This window comes from Novosphingobium resinovorum, from assembly GCF_001742225.1.
GTDB classification, from domain to species: domain Bacteria; phylum Pseudomonadota; class Alphaproteobacteria; order Sphingomonadales; family Sphingomonadaceae; genus Novosphingobium; species Novosphingobium resinovorum_A.
In genome coordinates this window covers 474,346-494,281 of the sequence record NZ_CP017077.1, presented here as the reverse complement: position 1 = coordinate 494,281, position 19,936 = coordinate 474,346, and the positions used below count along the sequence as shown (strand labels likewise).

Sequence of the window (19,936 nt, the reverse complement as noted above, 5' to 3'; positions counted from 1 at the left end):
GAAGGTTGGAGATTTTCCGGAAAAATCCTGCCGCCTACATCTTCACGCCCAGCGTCGCCCCGTACGTACGCGGGGCCGAGGGGGTCGATCCGAACAGCTCCACGCGCTGGATCGTCCATGCGCGGATCTTGTCGTTCAGCAGGTTCTTGCCCCAGAGCCGCAGCGACCAGCGATCGTCCGGGCTGGTGTACGTCAGCGAGGCGCCGAGCAGGTTCTGCGTCGGCTCGCGCACGATGTTCTGCGTGTCCCAGTAATAAGGCCCGCGCCGGGTGTAGTTGACGGCGGGCGTGAAGCGGCCCGCGTCGGTCTCGATATCGTAGCGGGCACCGGCGGTCATAGACCACCTGGGCGCGGACTGCAGCCGGTTCCCGGTCGCGTCGCCGGTCGTGGTGGTATAGCCGCCGCCCGTCAGCGGCACGTAGAACTGCGCATTCTCGTAATCGCTGTAGCGCGCATTGGTGTAAGCCACCGAAGCGTCGAGATAGAGGCCGGGGATCGGCACGATCGTCGATTCCACCTCGAAGCCGTCGATCTTGGCCTTCGCCGCATTGGTCTGCAGCGTCACCGCGTTCTCGACGATGGTGACCTGCAAGTCCTTGTAATCGTAATGGAAGGCCGAGGCATTGAGCTGGAAACGGCGATCGAACAGCTGCGCCTTGAAGCCCACTTCGTAGGCGGTCAGCTTCTCGGGCTGGACGGCGGGCGCGGCGGCGTTGCCGGTGTTGAACTGGCCGGAATTGTAGCCCGTGCTCACGGTGCCGTAGACCATCAGGTCAGGATCGAAGCTGTGGTTCAGGGTGACGCGCCATGTCGGCTGGCTGAAGTTCTTCGACTGCCGAGTGACTGCACCCGGCGCGCCATCGACGTCGGTGTGGCCGCTGACCGACCGGCTGTCGAAAGTCATGCGACCGCCGACGATCAGGTTGGTGTTGGGCAGGAACGTCCAGGTCGCCTCGCCGAAACCGGCGTAGGAGTTGGCCTTTGTGTCGCCGAAGATTTCCAGCTTCGCACCGCCCAGTTCGGCGCCGTTCAGCTCGATCGGATTGAACGCCGCGTCGAAGTACATGTAGTAAAGACCGGCAACCCACTTGAAGTTGCCTTGGCTGGGCGACACCAGCTGGACTTCCTGCGTAAAGCCCTTCGCGGTTTCCCATATCGGCCCCTGCAAGTTCGCGGTCGGCGAGCCGTCGGAATCGTAGGGCCAGAAGGTACGCACGTCGGTATAGGCGCTGATCGACACCAGTTGCGCCCAGCCCATGTCGTGACGGACCGAAAGGCTGCCCGCGCCGACTTTCGTGCGCACATAGGTATCGTAGTCGGAGGTGAGGTTGTAGAAACCCGCCGTGGTCGAACCATCCAGCGCCGTCGTCCCGGCCATCGGGCTATAGGCGTTCGACTGGCTGCGCATGAAGTGATACTCGCCGGTCAGCGTGATCTTCGTGCGATCCGTCGGCTCCCACAGCAGCTTGGCGCGAACGTCGTGCGACTTCTCCGTATAGGCATCCTCGCCGGTGGTGACGTTGCGGCCCCAGCCGTCGCTCTGATCGTAATAGGCCCCCGCCACGCTCACCGCGAGCGTATCGCTGAGGCCGGTGGAGGCGTAGAACTTGCCTTCCACCGTCTCGTAGTTGGCATAGCCGATCGAGGCGTCGAGCGTGGGCTTGTGGCTGGGCTCGCGGGTGGTGATGTTGATGACGCCGCCGTTGGAATTTCGGCCGAACAGCGTGCCCTGCGGCCCTTTCAGCACTTCCACCCGCTCGACGTTGTTGAGTGCGAAATTGGTCATCAGCGGGCTGATCTGCAGCACCCCGTCGACGAAGATGCCGACTGAGGACTCGTTGCCCGCCGTGACGATCGGCTTGCCGACACCGCGAATGAACGGCGCACCGTTGTAGCTCTTCTGCCAGGTCAGAGAGGGCACCGCGGTGGTCAGTTCGTCCGCCGTGTTGATGCCGCGCCGGGTCACGGAATCGCCGGTGATCGCGGTGATCGAGATCGGCACGTCCTGAATGCGCTCGGAGCGCTTCTGCGCGGTGACGACGATTTCCTCGATCGCGGCGTTGGCCTGTGGCGCCCGCTCTGGCGGCGGGGTCGACTGGGCGAAGGCGATGTTCGGCGTCGCCGCCACGACGCAGGCGATAGCCATGGCGTTTCGGCTCGTAAATGAGCACATGTTACAATCCTCTCTCTGGACCGCTCTCCCCGAGCGTCTTTATCTTTTAGAGACCCGCCTCCGGCAGTGCCGTAAAGCGGAATTCAGGTCTTCAAATCCAGCAATTTGCAGGAATTTCACCGCTCTCCCTATTCGCGGGCAGTATCTTTCGTGCCCTGCGAATCCGTGCAGCATCCCTGCCGGTCGTTTCCATCTTGCCCCCAAAATGAAACACGACTCGATATTTTTTACAACATGTTTTTCTTATGCGTGGTAAGCACTGCTCCAGCGGACCATCCAAAGACCGCAGGATCGGACACAATTGGGAGAAACCGGATGAAGATCGTCGATCTGAAAGTGCAGCAGCTCAAGCCGCTCGATACCGGCTTCAAATGGAAGGAAGACTGGCCCGAGAAATCGATCGGGATGCTGCTGTTCAGGATCATCGCCGACGAAGGGATCGAAGGCCAGTGCATCACCTGGCTGACCGGCCCCGGCCATGTCGAGGACGCGCTGGCGCGGCTGCGCGGCATCCTGATCGGACGCAGCCCGCATGACGTGGAGGCACTGTCCTACGAACTGACCGATCGCCTCACGCAGCCGACCTCGATCGCCTCGGCCATCGACATCGCCTTGTGGGACTTGATCGGCAAGGCGGCGGGCCTGCCGGTCTACAAGGTGCTCGGCGCCGCGCGGCACAAGGTGCGCGCCTATGCCAGCACCGTGACCTATCCCACCGTCGACGACTACGTGAAGCTGGCCCACGAATGCCGCGCCGAAGGCTTCACCGCGTTCAAGCTACACGCCTGGGGCGAAGCGAAGCGGGACATCGAGGTGTGCCGCGCCGTCCACGCGGCGGTGGGCGACAGCATGGACCTGATGCTCGACCCGGTGAACGCCTACAACCGCCGCGAAGCCTTCGAAGTGGGCGCCGCGCTCGAGGAGATGAACTTCTTCTGGTACGAGGCGCCGATCGACGACACCGATATCCAGGGCCTTGCCGACCTGTCGCGCAGCTTCCGCGTGCAGATCGCCGGGCTGGAAAGCCTACGCCTCGGCTTCAAGGCGGTGCCGCCTTATCTCACCGCGCAGGCAGTCGATTCGGTGCGTGCGATCGGCGACTGGGTCGGCGGCATCAGCGCCATGCGCAAGACCGCGCACTTGTGCGAGGCTTTCGGCATTAACTACGAACCGCACAGCTACGGATCGACGCTGATCCAGGCCGCGCATTTCCATGTGATGCTCTCGGTCCACAACTGCGAACTGGTCGAACTGCCGGTGCCCACGGGCATCCTCGACATCGGCATGAAGGACTCGCTGCGCGTCGGTGCCGACGGCTGCGTCCCCGCGCCGACCAAGCCCGGCCTCGGCTACGAGATCGACGAGGACGCCATCGACGATCTCACCGTCCGCATGCTGTCGGCCAACGAACCGGCTTCCATGCACTACTTCTGACGGACGCGGATTCGGCGCGATAGTTCCTACTCGGACGATCATACATACATCTGTTTTAAATAGATATTTTTATAAACATCGCGCCGATAGCACCAAACAATTGCAACACGTTACAAAATACCTTACGCATTTGGGAACCGAGCACAGGGACGCCGCTCCGGCCACAGCCGAAGAGCGGCATCCCTGACAAAAAGCGAAAAGAACCGGTGGGATGATGAGAGGACCGATGATTAGCCGTACGCTGCTACAATCCGCCTGCGTGCTTGCCCTGCTGGCAAGCGCCGGTTGCGGAAAGGCGCCCGGTTCGGGCGACGCCAACGATGCCCCGCTCGACACCACTTTCGGCGAGCGGATCGTCGCTGCCGCCAAGGAGCCGGGCAACTGGCTGACCACCGGCCTCAATTATCAGGAAACCCGGTTCAGCCCGCTCGATTCGATCAACCAGAGCAACATCGGCGAGCTCAAGCTGGCGTGGTCCTACGATCTGGACACCAATCGCGGGCAGGAATCGACCCCGATCGTCGTCGACGGCGTGATCTACACCTCCAGCGCCTGGTCGAAGGTGCAGGCTTTCGACGGTGTGACCGGCAAGCTGCTGTGGCAGTTCGACCCAAAGGTGCCCGGCGATGCCGCCGTCAACGCCTGCTGCGACGTCGTCAATCGCGGCGTTGCCTACTGGGACGGCAAGGTCTTCGTCGGCACCATCGACGGCCGCCTGATCGCCATCAACGCCAAGACCGGCCAGCAGGTCTGGTCGACGATGACGATTGATCCCAACAAGCCCTATTCGATCACCGGCGCCCCGCGCATCGTCAAGGGGCTGGTGATGATCGGCAACGGCGGTGCCGAATTCGGCGTGCGCGGCTACGTCTCGGCCTATCGCGCCGACACCGGCACGATGGCATGGCGCTTCTACACCGTGCCCGGCGACCCGGAACACCCGGACAATGCCGCGTCCGACGCCATCCTCGACAAGCTGGCGAAGAAGACCTGGGACAAGGATCACTGGAAGATCAGCAACGGCAACGGCGGCGGCACGGTCTGGGATTCGATGGCCTACGATCCCGATCTGGACCTGCTTTACGTCGGCGTCGGCAATGGCAGCTACTGGCCGCAGAAGTACCGCAGCCCGAACCCCTATCCGGGCGGCAACAACGACAACCTCTTCGTCGCCTCGATCCTCGCGCTGCGGCCCGAGACGGGCGAATACGTCTGGCACTATCAGGCGACGCCTGGCGACCAGTGGGACTATACGTCCACCCAGCACATGATCCTGGCCGATCTCAAGATCGACGGCAAAGTGCGCAAGGTGCTGATGCAGGCGCCCAAGAACGGCTTCTTCTACGTGCTCGACCGGCAGAACGGAAAGCTGATCTCGGCCGAGCCGTATTCCAAGGTGACGTGGGCCGACGGCGTCGATCTCAAGACCGGCCGCCCGCGCACCAGGCGGGAGGCGAACTATTCGCTCACCGGCAAGCCGTGGAGTTCGGTGCCCGGACCGCAGGGCGCGCATGGCTGGCCACCGATGTCGTTCAACCCGCAGACCGGCCTCGTCTACCTGCCCACGCAGGAGATCGGCTTCACTTACGAGCTGGCGAAGAACTTCAAGCCACTGCCGCGCGGGTACAACATCGGCTCCGACGTCTCGGTCAACAAGCTGCCCGTGGAGCCGGTCAAGCTGGAGAAGGCGCGCGAGACGGTCAAAGGCTTCCTCACCGCGTGGGATCCGGTGAAGGGCAAGGCCGCGTGGCGCGTGCCGATGCCCAACGGCGCCAACGGCGGCGTGCTCAGCACCGCGGGCGGCCTCGTGTTTCAGGGCGGATCGACCGGCTACTTCAACGCCTACGACGTCAAGGACGGCCGCAAGCTGTGGAGCTTCGACGCACAGTCCGGCATCGTCGCGGCGCCGATCAGCTGGGCGAAGGACGGCACGCAGTACGTCACCATCATGGTGGGCTGGGGCACGACCGAGGGCCTCGGCGTCGGCCCGATCAACTGGGGCAAGACCGGCCCGCGCCGCAACATCAGCCGCGTGCTGACGTTCGCGCTGGACGGCAAGGCCGCCCTGCCCGCGATGAAGGCCGGGGCCGACAACACCCTCTCCCCGCCGCCCCAGTTCGCCGATGCCGCGACGATCGAGGAGGGACGGCAGATCTACCACCGTTCCTGCTACGGCTGCCACGGCTACGGCGCGATGAGCGGCGGCGTGCTGCCCGACCTGCGCTATTCGGGCACGCTGGGCAATCAGGAAGCATGGGATTCCGTGGTCCTGCAAGGACTGCTCAAGGATCAGGGCATGGTCAGCTTCGCCCCCAACTACACCCCGGCAGAGGTCAACGCGATCCGCGCCTACGTCATCGACCAGGCGCACAAGAGCGTCGAGTTCGGCAGCAAGTAAGGAAGGACGCAAGGAGGCCTATGCCCATTCCCTTAGAGCGGGGCTGCTATGGCGAAGAACACGCGATGTTTCGCGACAGTGTGCGCAAGTTCTTCGCGCAGCACCTCCTTCCCAACCTCGACCGGTTCGAGGACCAGCGCGAAGTGGACCGCGATTTCTGGCGCGCGGCGGGCGCAGCGGGCCTGCTCTGCCCCACCGTGCCCGAGGCTTACGGCGGGCTGGGTCTGGACTTCCGCTACAACGCGGTGGTGACGGAGGAGCTGTCCTACGCCGGATCGTCCGCCAGCCTGCCGCTGCAGTCCGACATCATCGCCGATTACTTCGTCGATTTCGGCACAGAGGAGCAGAAGCTGCGCTACCTGCCCGGCATGGTGGACGGCTCGGTCGTCACCGCCATCGCCATGACCGAGCCGGGCGCGGGGTCCGATCTCAAGGGCATCAAGACCAGCGCCCGGCGCGATGGCGGCGACTACGTCATTAACGGGTCGAAGACCTACATTTCCAGCGGCAAGCACTGCGACGTGGTGATCGTGCTGGCCAAGACCGACCCGGACCTCGGCGCGCGCGGGCTCAGCCTGTTCCTCGTCGACGAGGGCACGCCGGGCTTCGCCAAGGGGCGCAAGCTGGACAAGATCGGCCAGCATTCGGCGGATACCTCCGAACTGTTCTTCGACGACGTGCGCATTCCCGCCGAAAACCTGCTCGGGCAGGAGAACAACGGCTTCATTCAGGTGATGACACTGATTCCCCAGGAACGGCTCAGTCAGGCGGTCATGGGTCAGGCCGGCGCGCAGCGGGCTTTCGACGAGGCGCTCGGCTTCGCGCGCGACCGCAAGCTGTTCAACACCACGCTGCTCGACATGCAGAACACCCGCTTCACCCTCGCCGAACACCGTGCGATGCTGCAGGTCGGCTGGGCGCACCTCGACCACTGCATCACCCGCATGGCCGAGGAACGCCTGACCAACGAAGAGGCCTGCGCCGCCAAGCTGTGGCACACCGAAATGCAGTGGAAGATCACCGACGAGGCGCTGCAGATCCACGGAGGCGCCGGGTACATGAACGAGTACACGATCGCCCGGCTCTGGCGCGATGCGCGGGTGCAGCGGATCTACGGCGGCACATCCGAAGTGCTGAAGGAAGTCATCGGGCGGACGCTTTCCTGAGGGATAGATTCGCCTGACCCAACAATAAGATCGGCCCGGCAACGGCCGAAATAGAGGAGATTGTCGATGACCTGGACTTCTGCGGACGGTGCGTTCTCCATCGCTCACCCCGATCGCTTCTACATCGGCGGCGAGTGGGTCGCCCCGCTCAGCGGCCGGGTGTTCCACCACGTCGATCCCGCGACCGAGGAAGTGCAGGTCGACATCGCCGAGGCCACCGCCGAGGACATCGACCGCGCCGTCGCCGCCGCGCGCGACGCCTTCGACAACGGCCCCTGGCCGCGCATGACGCCCAGGGAACGCGCGGGCTATCTGGTCAAGCTAGCCGATCTCGTGCGCGCCGGATCGGTCGAACTCGGCCATGCCTGGACGCGCGAGATGGGCATCGTCCATGCCGTCTCGCAGGGCGGCGGCGCGGCCTTCGCCGGGTACATCGACCAGCACGTGCGCTTCGCCGAAACCTTCCCCTGGCAGGAGACCCAGCCCACCACCGACGGCCTTGGCGGCGAGGCGCTGCTGGTGCGCGAACCGGTGGGCGTCGTCGGCGCGATCATCCCGTGGAACGCGGCCTTCATCCTCGCGTTGGTGAAGATGACCCCGGCGCTGCTGGCGGGCTGCACGGTTGTGCTCAAAGCTTCCCCGGAGGCGCCGCTGGGGCCTTATGTCATCATGGACATGATCGACCAGATCGGCCTGCCGCCGGGCGTCGTCAACTTCGTCACCGCCGACCGCGAGGCGTCGGAACGTCTGGTGCGCCATCCCGGCGTGGACAAGATAAGCTTCACCGGCAGCACGGCGGCGGGCAAGCGCATCGGCTCGCTCTGCGCCGAGCGCGTGGCGCGCTTCACGCTGGAACTGGGCGGCAAGTCCGCGGCGCTGGTGATGGATGACTACGACGTCGACAAGGCGGCTACGACTCTTGCCAATTCAACCGCTTACATGACCAATCAGGTCTGCGCCGCGCTGAGCCGCGTGGTCGTGACCGACCGCAACCACGATGCCATGGTGGAGGCGCTGAAGACCCGCTTCGACCAGATCCAGGTCGGCGATCCTTATGCCGAAGGCAGCCAGATGGGCCCGCTCGCAATGTCCCGCCAGTTCGACCGGGTGATGGACTACATCGCCATCGGACAGGGAGAAGGTCGAATGATTACAGGCGGTTCGCGCCCGGCCGAACTAAATCGAGGCTACTATGTCCAGCCGACGATCTTCACCGACGTCGACCCCGGTGCCCGCATCGCGCAGGAGGAAATCTTCGGTCCCGTCGTCGTCGTGCTGCGCGCCAAGGACGAGCAAGACGCGGTGCGTATCGCCAACCAGAGCCACTACGGCCTCGACGGCGCGGTGTTCACCAACGACCGGGAAAAGGCCTATTCGGTCGGGCGTCAGGTGCGCACCGGAACGTTCGGGCAGAACCTGCACCGGATGGACTTCGGCGTCTCGTTCGGCGGCTTCAAGCAGTCCGGAATCGGCCGCGAAGGCGGGTTCGACGGGCTGAAATCGTTCTGCGAGACCAAGGCGATCATGCTCGATCCGCAACTGGCCTGAACGGCACCCAGCGGCACCTAACGGTACCACAACGATACCTCAACGCTACGGGGCGGCACGCAAACGACCGCATCCGGGGGAGAAGACGATGACTGGAATCCTCGGCGGCGAAGTCGCCGTCATCACCGGCTGTTCGCGCGGCCTCGGCCTCGTCGTCGCGCGGCGGATGGCGCAGGAGGGCGCCGCCCTCGTCATCACCGCGCGCGACCCGGCGCGGCTGGAGGAAATCGCGGCGGGCATCCGTTCCGACTTCGCCGTCGAGGTCCGCTGCGTCGCCGCATCGTTCGACGATGCGGGCATGGCGGCGCGGCTGCGCGAGGCGGCCGATGCGCTGGGCGGGGCGACCATCCTCGTCAACAACGCCGGGATCTTCCCCGCCGCCCTACTCGCCGATGCCGACGATGCGATGCTGCGCGACGTGATGACCTGCAACTTCGACGCCCTGTTCCGCATCTGCCGCGAGATCGCGCCGGGCATGGCGCATCGCGGCAAGGGCAGCATCGTCAACATCTCGTCCATCGCCGCGCGCACGCCGACGCCGGGGCTCTCGCTCTATGCCGCCAGCAAGGGCGCGGTCGAGGCGTTCAGCCGCGCCATCGCCGCCGAGCTGGCGCCCGCCGTGCGCGTCAACTGCGTCTCGCCGGGCCCGCTCCTCACCGAAACCGCGATTGCCATGACCGAGAGCGACACCACCGGCGCCGTCGACGAAGTCAGCCGGGGCATCCCGATGCAACGGCGCGGCACCCCGGAGGAAGTGACCGAGGCCGTGCTGTTCCTCGCCAGTTCGCGCGCCAGCTGGACGACCGGCGAGGTCATCCAGGTCAACGGCGGCGGAGTCATGGCCTGAATTTTACCCCCCCCCTGAATTTTAGAACCCATCGCTGCGAAAGGGATTGTCTTGCGTATCTCCGACCTCAAGATCCGGGTGGTCCAGCCCGACGACTTCAAGTTCATGTGGCGCAAAGACTTGCCGCCCGTGAGCATGACGATGACCGTGTTCGAGCTGGAAACCGACGAAGGCATCACCGGCTACTCCACCTCCTGGCTGCCCGCCGCCCCGCACGAGATCGCGCAGTCCGCCGATCACTTCCTCAAGCCCATGATAATGGGCCAGGACCCGCTCGACCGCGAGAAGCTGTGGCACGACATGATGGGCATGGCGCGCTTCCTGATCCCGCCCAAGGCCGCCAGCCAGATCGACTTCGCGCTGTGGGACATCGCCGGCAAGATGGCGAACCTGCCGGTCTACAAGCTGCTGGGCGCCTATCGCGACAAAGTGCCGGTCTACGACACCATGCAGTCGCAGGACACCGCGCAGGAGGTCGCCGACCTGATCCTCGCGGCCAAGCAGCGCGGCGTTCCCGCCGCCAAGCTACGCGCCAAGCCCGATCCGAAGATGGACATCGAGGCCGCCCGCCTCGCCCGCGAGGCCGTGGGCCCCGACTTCGTGCTGATGTTCGACGCCACCAACAGCTACGACTGGGAAGACGCGATCAAGGTCGGCCGCGCGCTCGAGAAGCTGGACTTCTTCTGGTACGAAGACCCGATGCCCGACTGGGACATCGCCGGTTTCCGGCAGTTGTGCCAGTCGCTCGACATTCCGGTGCTGATGGGCGAGGCGATGATGCGCGGGCCGCAGCAGCTGGGCAGCATCCTTGTCGAAGGCGCAGCGGATTCGGTGCGCGGCGTCGGCGATCTGATCGGCGGCATCACCGGCATGCGCAAGATCGGCGCCACGGCGGAAATGCTCGGCCGCCGCATGGAGCCGCACGCCTATGGCTCCACCATCGTTCAGGCGGCGCACCTGCACTACATGCTCTCGTGCCGGAACTGCACCTATTTCGAGATGCCCTATCCCCGCCACGGCCTCGACTTCGGCATGAAGGACATCGTCCACATCGACGAAAACGGCTGGGTTCACGCCCCCACCGCGCCGGGCCTCGGCTACGAGATAGACTGGGACGTCATCGATAACGCCACGATCGCGCGGTACTGACCATGACCGCGCCCACCCGCTTCGCCGCCCGGTTCGACCCTGCCCGCATCGCCGACTTGCGCCGCCGCTTGTCGGAGACGATCTGGCCGCAGGAACTCAACCACGGCGAAGCGGATGCGTGGGATTACGGCGTGCCGCAGGCCTATCTGCGCGATCTCCTCGCCTACTGGGCCGAGGGGTTCGACTGGGACGCGGCGGAAAGGTTCTTCAACCGCTTCGATCAGTACACCATCGATATCGACGGGCTGACCACGCACTTCGTCCATGTCCGCTCGCCGCACCCGGAGGCCAGACCGCTGCTGATGATGCACGGCTGGCCGGGATCGGTGTTCGAGTTCTGGGAAGCGATCCCCCGCCTGACCGATCCGGTAGCCCATGGCGGCGATGCGGCAGACGCCTTCCATGTCGTGTGCCCCTCGCTCCCCGGCTACGGCTATTCCGAACCCGCGCGGCACCGGGGCATGGGACCGCGCGCGATCGCGGCGCGGCACGATGCGCTGATGCAGGCGCTGGGCTATGCGCGCTATGTCGTGCAGGGCGGCGACTGGGGCGCGCTGGTCGCCCGGTTCATGCCCGAAGTCTGCCCCGACAGCCTGATCGGCGTGCATTACAATCTGGTGATGCCAACCCCGCCCGCCGGGGTGGACGATTCCGAAAACCTGCTGACCGAAGCGGAACGCGCCGCGCTAGAGCAGGCGCGCGCCCGCGATTTCTCCGTCTCGGGCTATTCACACGAACAGGGCACGAGGCCGCAGACGCTCGCCTATGCGCTGAGCGATTCCCCGGCGGGCCTTGCCGCATGGATCGCCGAGAAGTTCTTCGCGTGGACGGATGACGCCGCGCCCTTCCTTGATGGCCCCGGGCGCGACTGGCTGCTGTGCAACATCTCGCTCTACTGGATGACGCGCTCGATCGGCTCGTCGATCCGGCTCTACCGCGAATATTTCGACGCGGTGTTCGCGGGGCAAGGGCCGCAGGTGCCCTGCCCGCCGGTCCCGACCGGGATCACCGACTACCCCGCCGAAATCTGGCGCAGCCCGCGCAGCTGGGCGACGCGCGAATACCACCTCGTCCACTGGAACGCGGCCCCGCGCGGCGGCCACTTCGCGGCGCTGGAGGTGCCCGACGTCTTCGCGCAGGAACTGCAGGCTTTCGGCCGCACGCTCAGGGACATCACGACAAACTGAAGGAGCAGCCGATGGCGCAGCGTCTTGCGGGAAAGCGCGTACTGGTGAGCATGGCCGAACTCTACATGGGCCCGGCCACGATCGACCTGTTCGAGCGGGAGGGCGCGCATGTCGTCGCCGACCGCCGCGACCTCACCCGGCCCGGCGCGGCCGAAGCCATGGTGGCGGAGGCGGGGCACATCGACATCCTCGTCGCCAATCTCGCCTGCACCATCGATCCTTACGCGCCGACGCAGGACATCGCCGACGATGCCTGGCACCACATGTTCGACACCATGGTCCATCCGCTCCACGCGATGTGCCGCGCCGCCATGCCGCAGATGTATGCGCGCCGCAAAGGCAAGATCGTGGTGTTCGGCAGCGCCAGCGGCATCCGGCTGGTGAAGGGCGTCTCCGGCTATTCGGCGGCGCGTACGGCGCAAGTCGGCTATGTCCGCTCGCTTGCCGGAGAAGCGGCGCCGCACAACGTGCAGGTCAACCTGATCGCGCAGCATTTTACGCGCAATCCCAGCTACTTCCCCGACGATTTCGCCGAAAGCGCGGAATGCGCGAAGTGGCTGGAGGACTGCCCCGCCGGTCGTCTCGCCACGGGGGAGGAAGACGCGCTGCTGGCGCTGTTCCTGGCCTCCGACGAAAGCGATTTCGTGACCGGCGCGATGGTCCCCTTCACCGGGGGATGGCACCTTTAGGCAGGGATGGCTCGCTGTCCTCGGCCGCCGTGCCGGGGTAGCGGCCGAGCATGGGCAGCGCCAGCGCGCCTGCCACGAAGAACACCATCGCGATCAGGAACGCGGTCCGCCCGCCGCCCGGCAGGCCATAAACCCACGCGAACAGCACCGGTCCGGAACCCGCGGCCGCCGCCACGCCGAAGTAGAGCAATCCGTAAATCCGCGCGAAATGGAGCCGTCCGAAATAGCGCGCGGTGAGGTAGGCCAGCAGGTCCAGCTCGGCGCCCGATGCCAGCCCCACCATCGCCGCAGCAGCCGCCGCTGTCATCGGCGCAGGCGTGCCTGAGAGCAGCAGGCACCCAGCCGCTGCGGGCAGCAGCGTGAACTGCGCCACGAACGGCGCCCAGTAGCGGTCGAGGAAGTAGCCCAGCCCCAGCCGCCCGACGATCAGCGCAGCGGCGAAGCTGCTCTGTGCCATCGCGGCCTCGGAGGGGGTCAGGCCCTTGTCCTCCAGCGCCGGGATCAGGTTGGGGACGAAGCCCGCGAGCGAGAGATAGAGCACGATCACAGACAGCAGGATCAGCCAGAAGCGGTAGGAGCGCACGGCATCGCGCGGGGTGACGCCCCATTCCGACGTTGCCGTCGCAGGCGCTTCGGGGTCGGCGCTTCGGTCCCGGGGAAACCCGCGCAGGTGCACCAGCGCGGCGGGCACCGCGATGCACAGCGGCAGCAGCGCCAGCATCACGTAAGCCGTGCGCCAGCCCGCGCCGTCGACCACCGCCACGGTCAGCGGCGGCAGGATCAGGCCCGCAAGGCCGGTGCCGATCAGCGCGATGGCAAGCGCGATGCCGCGCTGCTTCTCGAAGCGCAGGGTGATCGCCCGGCACCACACCACCGGCCCGCTGCCGCAGCCGACGAGCGCCGCGAAGCCATAGGCGAAATAGAACCACGCCAGCGATCCGCCCGAAAGCGCGGCCAGCAGGAAGCCGATGGCAATCGCACTCAGCCCGGTCGCCGCCATCGCCCGCATCGAATAGCGCCGCAGCAGCCAGCCGCAGGCGATCGCGCCGATCCCCACGCACAGCTGCGAGACGAGGATCGAAGCCTGGATCGCCGGGCGCGACCAGCCGAACGCCTCCTGCAGCGGCCGCACGAAGGCGCCGATGGTGTAGATGGGGATGCTCATCGCCCCCAGCGCGACGCCGCTGGTGCAGGTCAGGACCAGCTTCCAGTCGCGCCCCAATTCGCTCCGTGCCTCTGCCACGCCGGACCTCTCTCGATTCTGCTCTTGTCGCGATGATTAGAGCGGGGTTATCAAGATTGCAACACGATGCAATTGAACGGGAGAATCAGAATGCCGCAGATCCCCAGGATCGTCCGCTTCACCACCCGCCGCGAAAGCCACGCGGAACTGGGCGAGCGCCTGAAGGCCCTCGTCACCGAAACCCGCAAGGAACCCGGCTGCATCCGCTACGATCTGTTCGCGGACGAGGCCGGGCGCTGGACTGTGATCGAAGTCTGGCGCGACATGGCAGCGTCCGACAGCCACCTTGCGCAGCCGCTTGTCGTCGAACTGATGCCCCTGCTCGAAGGATTCCTGACCGAGCCGCCGCATATCGAGGAGCTGGAAGTCGTGGCATGATGGAAAACGTGTTGTAATATTATCCGGCCATGTTATGCCGTCCTCAAGGAGAGTGATAACAGACCATGTCGGACACAACCGATCCTGCGCGCCTGCTTGACGGGCACGACGCGCTTGACCCCACCAGCTTCCACGACCTCATGCTGCGCCGCGACGGCGCGGTGTTGCGCGTCACCATCGACCGTCCGAATGCCGCGAACAGCCTGAGCGACCGGCTGATCGCCGAACTCGGCCGCCTGTTCGCGGGGCTCTATTGGCGCAACGACATCCGCGTGGTGGTGCTGGGTTCTACCGGAAAGCACTTCTGCGCCGGGCTCGACATGAAGGAGCGGCAGGGCCGCGCCGATCCCACCGCCGCCGGTTCGCTCATCGCCCAGCGGCGGATCAGCGAGATCGTCATCGCCATGCGCCGCTGCCCGCAGCCGATCATCGCTCACCTTACCGGCGCGGCCAGCGGCGGCGGCTTCGCACTGGCACTGGCGGCAGACGTGCGCGTCGCCACGCCGGACCTGCGGATGAACGCCGCCTTCGTGAAGATCGGCCTCAGCGGCTGCGACATCGGCGTCAGCTACTTCCTGCCGCGCATCGCCGGGGCCGGGTTCGCCGCCGAGTTCCTGATGACCGGCCGCTTCATCGACGCGGCCCGCGCCCTCAACGGCGGCCTCGTCTCCGCCGTCGCCCCGCCGGACGAGATCGACGCGATGGTGCAGGGTTTCGTGGACGACATGCTGGCCACCGCCCCGCTCGGCCTGCGACTGACCAAGGAGGCGCTCAATTGCGCCATCGACGCAGGCGGGCTGGAGCAGGTCATCGCGCTGGAAGACCGCAACCAGATCCTGTGTACCTACGAACCGGAATTCGAGGCGGCACTTGCCGCCTTCCGCGCCCGATCCTCGGGCAAGACCGCATAAGACGGACATTTGGGAGAGCATTCAGATGAAGATCACCGGCATCAAGGCCCACATCCTCAAGCGCACCGAGCCGATCTACAAATGGAAGGAGCAATGGGCGGCGCGCAGCCTAGACCATGTCTTCGTGCGCCTGCTGACCGACGTGCCGGGTGTCGAGGGCCAGTGCCTGACCTACCTGATGAGCCCGATGGAGTTCAAATACGCCCTCCCCGGCCTGCAATCGGTGCTGATCGGCCGCGACCCGCATGAGGTGGAGGCGATCTCGTTCGAACTGACCGACCGTTTGGAGCGCCCCACGCCCGTCGCCAGCGCCATCGACATCTGCCTGTGGGATCTCATCGGCAAGGCCCACGGCGAGCCGATCTACCGCCTGCTCGGCGCCGCGCGCAACCGCATCCGCGCCTATGCCAGCACCTTCTACTATGCCACGCCCGAGGAATACTGCCAGCTGGCGCTCGAATGCCGCGATCAGGGCTTCAACGCCTACAAGATCCACCCCTCCGGCATCCCCGACAAGGACATCGAGATCTGCCGCAAGGTGCGCGAGGCGGTGGGCGACACGATGGACCTGATGCTCGACCCGATCAACGAATACGACCGGCAGGGCGCGCTCAAGGTGGGCCGCGCGCTCGATGAGCTGAACTTCTACTGGTACGAAACGCCGCTGCCCGATTCCGACATCCCGGGCCTGCGCATGCTGAGTGAGGCGCTGGACCTGCCGGTGACGGCGGTGGAGAGCGTCGAGCAGGGCCTGCGCGCCTATCCCAAGTACGTCGGCGCGGTCGATTCCATCCGCGCCATCGGCGACTGGATCGGCGGCATCTCCGCCATGCGCAAGGCCGCCGCCTTCTGCGAGGCGAACCAGATGAAGTTCGAGCCGCACAGCTACGGCACCGTCAGCGTCATGGCCGCGCACCTGCACGTCATGCTCTCCACCCATTACTGCGATTTCGTCGAGATCGCGGTGCCGCAGGGTTGCCTCGACATCGGCATGAAGGACAAGCTGTGGATCGATGCCGACGGCTGGGTCAGCGCGCCCACCAAGCCGGGGCTGGGATACGAGGCCGACATGGACGAGATCGAGCGCCTGACGGTCGAACTCCTCGAAGTCGGCGAGTTGGAGGAAGGCGCGCGGATCGAGGGCCGCAAGACGGCCTGGACCTGACGGTGGCCCCGCGGAGCAGGATGCGATGACGAACGAATTGCTGCCGATCAGCCTGAAGGAACGCTACACGCAGGCGAGCGGGCGCACGTACCTCACGGGCATGCAGGCGATGCTGCGCGTGCTGATCGACCAGGCCCGCGCCGACCGCGCGGCGGGGTTGAGCACGGCCGGGCTGGTGTCCGGCTATCCCGGCTCGCCGCTCGGCGGGGTCGACAGCGAGATGATGCGTAATGCGCCGCATTTCGAGGCCGAGAACGTGTTCCACCAGCTGGGGCTGAACGAGGAACTGGCCGCCACCGCGCTCTACGGCACGCAGATGGTGGGGGAACTTCCGAAGCCCAAATTCGACGGCGTCTTCGGCCTGTGGTTCGGCAAGGCGCCGGGCGTCGACCGCGCGGCCGACGCCTTCCACCACGCCAACTTCCACGGCACCGCCGCCCATGGCGGGGTGCTGTGCGTGGCGGGCGACGATCCCCATGCGCGCTCCACCATCCTGCCGTCCGATTCCAACACCATCTTCAGCAGCTTCTACATGCCGGTGCTGGCGCCGGGGAACGTGCAAGAGGTGCTCGACTACGGCCGCCACGGCTATGCCCTGTCGCGCGCGGCGGGGCTGTGGGTGGGCTTCAAGCTGATCGCCGACGTCGCCGATTCCGCCGCCACCGCCGACCTCGGGCCGGACCGGGTGCAGCCCGTCATCCCCGCGATCGAATACGACGGCCGCCCCTATACCCCCCGCTTCCACGCGAACGAGGCGGGGCCGCCGATGATCGCGCGTGAGCGGGAGATCTATTACGGCCGCCTCGAAATCGCGCGTGCCTATGGTCGGCTCAACGGCCTCAACCGCGTGCTCGGCGCGGGCGAGCGGGCAAGGCACGGCATCCTCGTCGGCGGCAAGAGCTACTACGACCTGCGTGAGGCGCTGCGCCTGCTCGGCATCGACGACGCCGAACTGGAGGCACGCGGCATCCGCATCCTCAAGATGGGCATGCTCTATCCCTTCGACCACGAGACGGCGGGCGAATTCGCGGCCGGGCTGGAAAGCATCTTCGTGGTGGAGGACAAGCGCCCGTTCCTCGAACTCGCGCTCAAGGACATGCTTTACGGCAAGCCCGACGCGCCGGTCATCTGGGGTCGCAACGATCCCGAAGGCCGCCTGCTGCTGACCGCCTGCGGCGAGCTCTCGGTGGAGATCATGGCGACCGCGCTGGCGACATGGCTGAGCATCGAGCGCGCCCCTGCACCGGCGAACCCCGGCGCGGTGAACGCGCCGCTTTCCACCACGCGCCAGCCCTATTTCTGCTCGGGCTGCCCGCACAACCGGTCACTCCGCGTGCCGGAGGGGTCGGTCGTCGGCGCCGGGATCGGCTGCCACATCATGACCTTGTGGATGGGCCCGATCATGGGCGAAGTCACCGGCTATACTCAGATGGGCGGCGAAGGCGCGCAGTTTGTCGGCGCCCACCGCTTCACCGGGACCGAGCACTTCTTCCAGAACCTGGGCGACGGGACATATGCCCATTCGGGCAGCCTGGCGATCCGCTTCGCGGCGGCGGCGGGGATCAACATCACCTACAAGCTGCTCTACAATTCTGCCGTGGCGATGACCGGCGGGCAGGACGTGTTCGCGGGCAAGAGCGTGCCCGGCATCATCGACCAGCTGAAGGCCGAAGGCGTCCAGCGCATCGTTGTCACCACCGACGAGCCGGAGCGCTACAAGGGCCTCGCCCTGCCCGCACTCGCCTCGGTGCGCCACCGCGACGACCTGCTCGCGGTCGAGGGGGAACTGGCGGCGGTCAAGGGCGTCACCGTGCTCATCAACGACCAGCAGTGCGCCGCCGAGAAGCGCCGCCTGCGCAAGCGCGGCAATCTCGCGGTGAAGACCGACAAGGTCTATATCAACCCGCGCATCTGCGAAGGCTGCGGCGATTGCGGGGTCAAGTCCAACTGCCTCAGCGTCGAGCCGTTCGAGACCGAATTCGGCCGCAAGACGCGGATCAACCAGACTTCGTGCAATTCGGACTTCTCGTGCCTGCTGGGCGATTGCCCCTCGTTCATCACTGTCGACGGCGGGATGCAGGAGGCCAGGGTCGAGCCGGTGGGCGAGCCGCCCGTCACCCTCGTCGATCCCGGCGCGGTGCTGCCCGATCGCGGCTATGCGATGCTGATGGCAGGGATCGGCGGGACCGGTGTGGTGACGGTCAACCAAGTGCTCGGCATGGCCGCCGCGCTGGAAGGGCTGCACGTGCGCTCGATCGACCAGATCGGCTCCAGCCAGAAGGCCGGGCCGGTGGTGTCCATGCTGCATATCGACCGCGCGCCCGTCGCCGGGGCCGTGCGCATCGCCGATGGGCAGGCCGACGCCTACGTCGCCTTCGACCTGCTGACCGGCGCCGATCCGGTACATCTGAAAGTGGCGCGACCCGACCGCACGATCTTCGTGGGCAACTGCGATCCGGTGCCCACCGGCGGCACCGTCACGAATGTCCGCACGCCCTATCCCGAGAAGGAGATCCTGCTCTCGCGGATCGGCGCGCACATGCGCTCCACCGCGATTGCGGTCGACGGCCTGCGCGCGGCGCGGCTGCTGTTCGGCAACGAGGTGGCGGCGAACATGATGATGATCGGCGCGGCGTATCAGGCCGGCGCGCTGCCCATCTCCGCTGCCGCGCTGGAGCGGGCGATGACCCTGAACGGCGTCGCGGTGAAGACCAATATCGCCGCGTTCCGCTGGGGCCGCTTCGCCGTGCTCGACCGCGCCGCCTTCGATTCCGCCGTTGACGCGCGCGCGAATCCGCCCGTCCCCGCGCCGGTGATCGCCGACGATGCTGCCGCAAGGGTTCACGCGCTCGCCCTGCCTGTCGCCGCGACCGAACGCCTGCAACTGCGCTTCGGCGAACTCGAAGCCTTCCAGAGCCGCGCTTATGCGGAGGAATGGCTGGCCTTCGTCGAGGAGATCGCCGGGGCCGCCATCGGCTCCCCGCACCGCGCGGCGCTGGTCGAGACGCTGGGCGTCAACCTCTACAAGCTGATGGCCTACAAGGACGAATACGAGGTCGCGCGTCTCTTCGTCGAGGCGTACGACCGCGACGTCGCCAGCGGCCGGATCGCGCGCGGGCAGGCGTTCCAGTGGTGGCTGCACCCGACCTTCCTGCGCCGTCTGGGCGTGCGCAGGAAGGTGAAGATGGGCCGCTGGTTCGTACCCATGGCGCGTCTTCTGGCATGGGCCCGGCGCGTGCGCGGCGGTCCGCTCGACCTGTTCGGCATCGGCGTGGTCCGGTCGCAGGAAAAGGCGCTGATCGGCGAATACCGCGCGATGATCCGCAGCATACTACCCCGGCTCGCCACGGAGCCGGAGACGGTGCTGGCGCTGGCCGCCCTGCCGGACTTGATCCGGGGCTACGAGGACGTGAAGCTCGGTAATATCGCCGCCTATCGCGCGAAAGTCGGCGAACTGACGCAGCCGAAGTCGATGGTCGAGGCGCAGCAGACGCCAATCCCGGTCGGACAGGGCGCCTGACGCAGCCGCCGGATACACCACCCTTTCGTCATTGCGAGCGCAGCGAAGCAATCCAGGGCAGTCCTGAGCCGCTCTGGATTGCTCCGCTACGCTCGCAATGACGGGGCATACAGGACCGGAAGCGCCCT

At 66.2% G+C, this 19,936-nt stretch carries 14 protein-coding genes; 12 read left to right on the top strand and 2 right to left on the bottom strand.

What is annotated here, in order from left to right:
- Positions 1–34: 34 nt before the first annotated feature.
- Positions 35–2,146 carry a TonB-dependent receptor gene (locus BES08_RS27340; protein ID WP_069709948.1) on the bottom strand — a complete coding sequence of 704 codons (2,112 nt, stop codon included), beginning with the start codon at positions 2,144–2,146 and terminating at the stop codon, positions 35–37.
- A gap of 342 nt (positions 2,147–2,488) precedes the next feature.
- Between BES08_RS27340 and BES08_RS27335 the strand changes: the two genes are divergently transcribed.
- The 8 genes from BES08_RS27335 (at position 2,489) to BES08_RS27300 (ending at position 12,591) form a co-directional block, all read left to right on the top strand.
- Positions 2,489–3,607, top strand: coding sequence for a mandelate racemase/muconate lactonizing enzyme family protein (locus tag BES08_RS27335; protein ID WP_069709947.1), 1,119 nt, complete (start codon positions 2,489–2,491; stop codon positions 3,605–3,607).
- A 226-nt stretch (positions 3,608–3,833) separates the two neighbouring features.
- Entirely contained in the window at positions 3,834–6,005 is a 2,172-nt protein-coding gene (locus BES08_RS27330) for a PQQ-dependent dehydrogenase, methanol/ethanol family (protein ID WP_156800000.1), read from the top strand.
- A gap of 65 nt (positions 6,006–6,070) precedes the next feature.
- Positions 6,071–7,171, top strand: a complete 1,101-nt coding sequence (locus BES08_RS27325) for an acyl-CoA dehydrogenase family protein (protein WP_231958379.1) — start codon at positions 6,071–6,073, stop codon at positions 7,169–7,171.
- 66 nt (positions 7,172–7,237) lie between these two features.
- On the top strand, positions 7,238–8,719 hold the full coding sequence (locus tag BES08_RS27320) for an aldehyde dehydrogenase (protein WP_069709945.1): 1,482 nt from the start codon (positions 7,238–7,240) through the stop codon (positions 8,717–8,719).
- Between the two features lie 88 nt (positions 8,720–8,807).
- Entirely contained in the window at positions 8,808–9,566 is a 759-nt protein-coding gene (locus BES08_RS27315) for an SDR family NAD(P)-dependent oxidoreductase (protein WP_069709944.1), read from the top strand.
- A 51-nt stretch (positions 9,567–9,617) separates the two neighbouring features.
- Complete coding sequence (locus BES08_RS27310; protein ID WP_069709943.1) at positions 9,618–10,715, top strand: enolase C-terminal domain-like protein; 1,098 nt, start codon at positions 9,618–9,620, stop codon at positions 10,713–10,715.
- 2 nt (positions 10,716–10,717) lie between these two features.
- Complete coding sequence (locus BES08_RS27305) at positions 10,718–11,902, top strand: epoxide hydrolase family protein (RefSeq protein WP_069709942.1); 1,185 nt, start codon at positions 10,718–10,720, stop codon at positions 11,900–11,902.
- An 11-nt stretch (positions 11,903–11,913) separates the two neighbouring features.
- The gene (locus tag BES08_RS27300; protein WP_069709941.1) at positions 11,914–12,591 is read left to right on the top strand and encodes an SDR family NAD(P)-dependent oxidoreductase; all 678 of its coding nucleotides are present in this window, start codon (positions 11,914–11,916) and stop codon (positions 12,589–12,591) included.
- Here BES08_RS27300 and BES08_RS27295 read toward each other — a convergent pair.
- Positions 12,569–13,834: an MFS transporter gene (locus BES08_RS27295; protein WP_156799999.1), complete on the bottom strand. Its 1,266-nt coding sequence runs from the start codon at positions 13,832–13,834 to the stop codon at positions 12,569–12,571. The genes BES08_RS27300 and BES08_RS27295 overlap by 23 nt on opposite strands.
- A gap of 90 nt (positions 13,835–13,924) precedes the next feature.
- Between BES08_RS27295 and BES08_RS27290 the strand changes: the two genes are divergently transcribed.
- The 4 genes from BES08_RS27290 (at position 13,925) to BES08_RS27275 (ending at position 19,808) form a co-directional block, all read left to right on the top strand.
- Entirely contained in the window at positions 13,925–14,212 is a 288-nt protein-coding gene (locus tag BES08_RS27290) for a putative quinol monooxygenase (protein ID WP_069709939.1), read from the top strand.
- 140 nt (positions 14,213–14,352) lie between these two features.
- Positions 14,353–15,123 carry an enoyl-CoA hydratase/isomerase family protein gene (locus tag BES08_RS27285; RefSeq protein WP_069710217.1) on the top strand — a complete coding sequence of 257 codons (771 nt, stop codon included), beginning with the start codon at positions 14,353–14,355 and terminating at the stop codon, positions 15,121–15,123.
- A gap of 25 nt (positions 15,124–15,148) precedes the next feature.
- Positions 15,149–16,288: an enolase C-terminal domain-like protein gene (locus BES08_RS27280; protein WP_069709938.1), complete on the top strand. Its 1,140-nt coding sequence runs from the start codon at positions 15,149–15,151 to the stop codon at positions 16,286–16,288.
- Between the two features lie 25 nt (positions 16,289–16,313).
- On the top strand, positions 16,314–19,808 hold the full coding sequence (locus BES08_RS27275; protein WP_069709937.1) for an indolepyruvate ferredoxin oxidoreductase family protein: 3,495 nt from the start codon (positions 16,314–16,316) through the stop codon (positions 19,806–19,808).
- Positions 19,809–19,936: the final 128 nt, after the last annotated feature.

Excerpts from the sequence above, each read along its gene's own strand:
- BES08_RS27340 (WP_069709948.1), bottom strand. The coding sequence starts at position 2,146 with ATGGCTATCGCCTGCGTCGTGGCGGCGACGCCGAACATCGCCTTCGCC.
- BES08_RS27335 (WP_069709947.1), top strand. The coding sequence starts at position 2,489 with ATGAAGATCGTCGATCTGAAAGTGCAGCAGCTCAAGCCGCTCGATACC.
- BES08_RS27330 (WP_156800000.1), top strand. The coding sequence starts at position 3,834 with ATGATTAGCCGTACGCTGCTACAATCCGCCTGCGTGCTTGCCCTGCTG.
- BES08_RS27325 (WP_231958379.1), top strand. The coding sequence starts at position 6,071 with ATGTTTCGCGACAGTGTGCGCAAGTTCTTCGCGCAGCACCTCCTTCCC.
- BES08_RS27320 (WP_069709945.1), top strand. The coding sequence starts at position 7,238 with ATGACCTGGACTTCTGCGGACGGTGCGTTCTCCATCGCTCACCCCGAT.
- BES08_RS27315 (WP_069709944.1), top strand. The coding sequence starts at position 8,808 with ATGACTGGAATCCTCGGCGGCGAAGTCGCCGTCATCACCGGCTGTTCG.
- BES08_RS27305 (WP_069709942.1), top strand. The coding sequence starts at position 10,718 with ATGACCGCGCCCACCCGCTTCGCCGCCCGGTTCGACCCTGCCCGCATC.
- BES08_RS27300 (WP_069709941.1), top strand. The coding sequence starts at position 11,914 with ATGGCGCAGCGTCTTGCGGGAAAGCGCGTACTGGTGAGCATGGCCGAA.
- BES08_RS27290 (WP_069709939.1), top strand. The coding sequence starts at position 13,925 with ATGCCGCAGATCCCCAGGATCGTCCGCTTCACCACCCGCCGCGAAAGC.
- BES08_RS27285 (WP_069710217.1), top strand. The coding sequence starts at position 14,353 with ATGCTGCGCCGCGACGGCGCGGTGTTGCGCGTCACCATCGACCGTCCG.
- BES08_RS27280 (WP_069709938.1), top strand. The coding sequence starts at position 15,149 with ATGAAGATCACCGGCATCAAGGCCCACATCCTCAAGCGCACCGAGCCG.
- BES08_RS27275 (WP_069709937.1), top strand. The coding sequence starts at position 16,314 with ATGACGAACGAATTGCTGCCGATCAGCCTGAAGGAACGCTACACGCAG.